The 3,009-nt window shown below is 74.9% G+C and carries 3 protein-coding genes; 2 read left to right on the forward strand and 1 reads right to left on the reverse strand.

What is annotated here, in order from left to right; translation table 11 throughout:
* Positions 1 to 2,303 (forward strand): WD40 repeat domain-containing protein (locus ACXJKG_RS20425; protein WP_456847550.1); only part of this gene is annotated, 2,303 nt, incomplete at its 5' end.
* A 102-nt stretch (positions 2,304 to 2,405) separates the two neighbouring features.
* On the forward strand, positions 2,406 to 2,768 hold the full coding sequence (locus ACXJKG_RS20430) for a hypothetical protein (protein WP_456847551.1): 363 nt from the start codon (positions 2,406 to 2,408) through the stop codon (positions 2,766 to 2,768).
* A gap of 10 nt (positions 2,769 to 2,778) precedes the next feature.
* On the opposite strand, the gene ACXJKG_RS20435 is transcribed toward ACXJKG_RS20430, so the two are convergent.
* Positions 2,779 to 3,009 (reverse strand): LysR substrate-binding domain-containing protein (locus ACXJKG_RS20435; RefSeq protein WP_456847552.1); only part of this gene is annotated, 231 nt, incomplete at its 5' end.

Here is a 3,009-nt window from a genome sequence, read left to right on the forward strand (position 1 = left end):
GCCGGCGGGCCGCGGCCTCGGCCCTGGCCGCGGAGTCGGCGGCCGCCGACGCCCGCGGCGACCGGCTGTCGTCGGCTAGCCAGTCGGAGCCGAGGATCGACCTCGCCCTCCTGCTCGCCCGGCAGGCMGTCGAGATGTCCCCCCGACMGTCGCTGCAGGGCAACCTCCTCGACGTCCTCGCCCGGCGCGACGTCATCACCTCGGCGAGCGCCGGCGTCTTCATCCCGATGCGGTTCGACGACTCGGCCGTCAGCCCCGACGGCACGCGGGCGATCCTCGACGGGCAGCCGAGCGACGGCCAGGGTGACGCCGGCCCGTACCTCGTCGACACGCGCACCGGGCGCGTGATCACCAGCATGGGCCTCGGGCCGCCCGTCGCCGACTGGTGGCACACGCCGTGGGTCTCGGGCTTCGTCGACGACGGCCGGACCATCGTCGTCATGCGCGACACCGCCGACGGGTCGGGCCGCGAGCTCGTCCGGATCGATGCGACGAGCGGCGCCGCCGCACCCGCCGAGCCCGTCGCGGGGTCGTTCACGGGTGACTTCTTCCGGCAGGACCGGCTGTCGATCAGCCCGGACGGCCAGACGCTCGCCTCGATGGCCGACCGCACGCTGCGGGTGTGGGCTCGCAGCGGCGGCGCGTGGCTGGGGCCCCGCCTGCTCCCCCTGCCCGAGCTCCCGGCGTCGCGGTCGGACCAGGAGGCGCCCGACTCCATCCGGTTCAGCGCCGACGGTGACCGGGTGGTCATCGTCATGGAGTACCTGGGGCGCGCGGACGCCAACCCGCCGCAGCTCGCCGTCGCCGTCGACCTGTCCACCGGCGTCTGGTCGGGGCCGTACCTCACGGCCGGCGACGTCGCACTCTCCCCGGACGGGGCGACCCTCGCGGTCGCCTCGCAGCTGGGCACCGTGACGCTCCACGACCTGGTGACCGGCGGCTCGACGAGCGTCCCAGGCCTGTCGGTGCCGACGGCCGTGGCGTTCTCCGCCGACGGCGACCGGCTCGCCGTCGGCTACCGGGACGGCTCCGTCGAGGTCTACGAGACCGGCAGCATGCACCTGGCGCTGCGCGTCCCCGCGACGAGCGTCATGGTGCGGCTCGTGGCCCTGCCGGCAGGCGGGGACACCGTCGTCGCGGTCGACGAGAACTCGCGCACCACCACCTTCTCCCTGCACGGCGCGAGCAGCATCGCCGCCGCGGTGGCCACCGGGGCGGTCGACCAGGTGTCCGCCGGGCCGCCCGGCACCGTCGTGGCGGCCGGCTTCTACGACGGCAGGGTGACCGTGTTCGACCAGTCCTCGCTGCGTCCCCTGCGGGACCTCTGGCTGGGTCCGTACCCGGACCCGGACGGCACGTACAACCCGCCGCTGCACCGACGCGTCTCGGCGCTCGCGGTCACGCCGGACGGCACGGCGGTCGTCGCCGCCGACCGCACGGGTCACCTGCGGATGTGGTCCGTGGCGGACGGGAGCCTCCTGTGGTCGCGGGACGACGTGCACGCGTCCTGGCTGGCGGTCTCCCCGGACGGCCGGTACCTCGCCACCTCGGAGTTCACGCAGGACATGGCCGACCCGCCGGTGCCGGAGGGGGTGCACCCCGACGGGTTCCCGATCACGACCACGGTGCGGGTGTGGGACCTGTCGGACACCTCGGCGCCGGTGCTCACCGACTCGCTGGCCGATCTGGACGACCCGGACTGGGGCATGCCCAAGCCGCGGGCGATCGCGTTCTCGCCCGACTCCACGATGCTCGCGGCGACGTGGTTCGGCGGCCGGGCGCCGCTCATCGTCTACGACGTGCGGGCGGGCAAGCGGGTCGTCACGGAGACCCCCGGACCCGACAACCCGAACGTCACCGCCCTGACCTTCACGCCCGACAGCGACCGCCTGCTGCTCTGGAGGTCGACCGGCGAGATCCTCTCGCGCGACCTCGCCACCGGCAGGACCACGCGTGTCGCCAGCGGCGGCCGGACCGAGTACGCGACCTTGCGGTACAGCGCGGACGGTCGGCTCCTCCTCGGCCTGGACGGCTACGACGAGGTCCGGCTCTCGATCTGGGACGCGACGACGTTCAGCCCGCTCGGGACCACCGGGGACATCCCCGCGACCGACGGTGACGCGTCCCTCGCGCCGACCTCCGACGGTCTCGTGTTCGTCGGCACCGGGACCGGCGTCGAGCGCCTGGACCTGGACGTCCAGCACTGGAAGGACGCCGCGTGCACGCTGGCGGGCCGGTCGCTGACCAGGCAGGAGTGGGCGGCCTACCTCCCGGGGACGCCGTACCGCCCGGCGTGCGCGTGACCCGATACCGCGGCGATACCGCCGTGRTGGGCACTGCGTGACCGACCCCTCGGACGGTGGAGGTGCAGCTCCCACCCGGGGAGCACGTACCTGGAGGTCATCATGATCACCGCCGTCCCCACCCTCACCCCGACCACCCGCCCCGGGTTCTCGCGCGGCGCGCTCGCCCTCACGCTCGTCGTCCTGGCCCTGGCGGTCGTCACGGTCACCGCGGTGTTCGTGTGGCTGCACCCGCTGGGGATCGGCGCGCCGGCGCAGGCCCCGGCGCCGGCACCCGCACCGGCCCCCGCCTTCCGGCACGGTGGCTCCGTGTACGACCAGCAGGTCCCCCGCGCCGTCGGCTGGTCCGACACCTACGGACCGGGAAGCGCGATCTACGACGAGCAGGTGCCGGGAGCGGCCCGCAGCTCCTCGACCCCCGAGCGGCCGCAGGCGTACGCGTCGTTCCCCGTCGTGATCCGCTGACCCGGCGGGTTCAGCCGCCCGTCGTCGACAGGCGCAGGAGCTCCGCCGCCGCACCCTGAGGTCGCTGGTTCGGGTGCCAGATGGCCCGCAGGGTGCGCGGCATGCTCAGGCCCGACACGGGCACGTGGACGAGCCGCCCCGCACGCAGGTCGTCGGCGACGGCAAGGGCGGACAGCACCGTCGCCGCACCGGTGGCGCGTGCGGCGTCGCGGACCGCGGCGTTGCTGCCCAGGGTCTGCAG

The sequence above is a fragment of the Cellulomonas sp. P5_C6 genome (assembly GCF_054049635.1).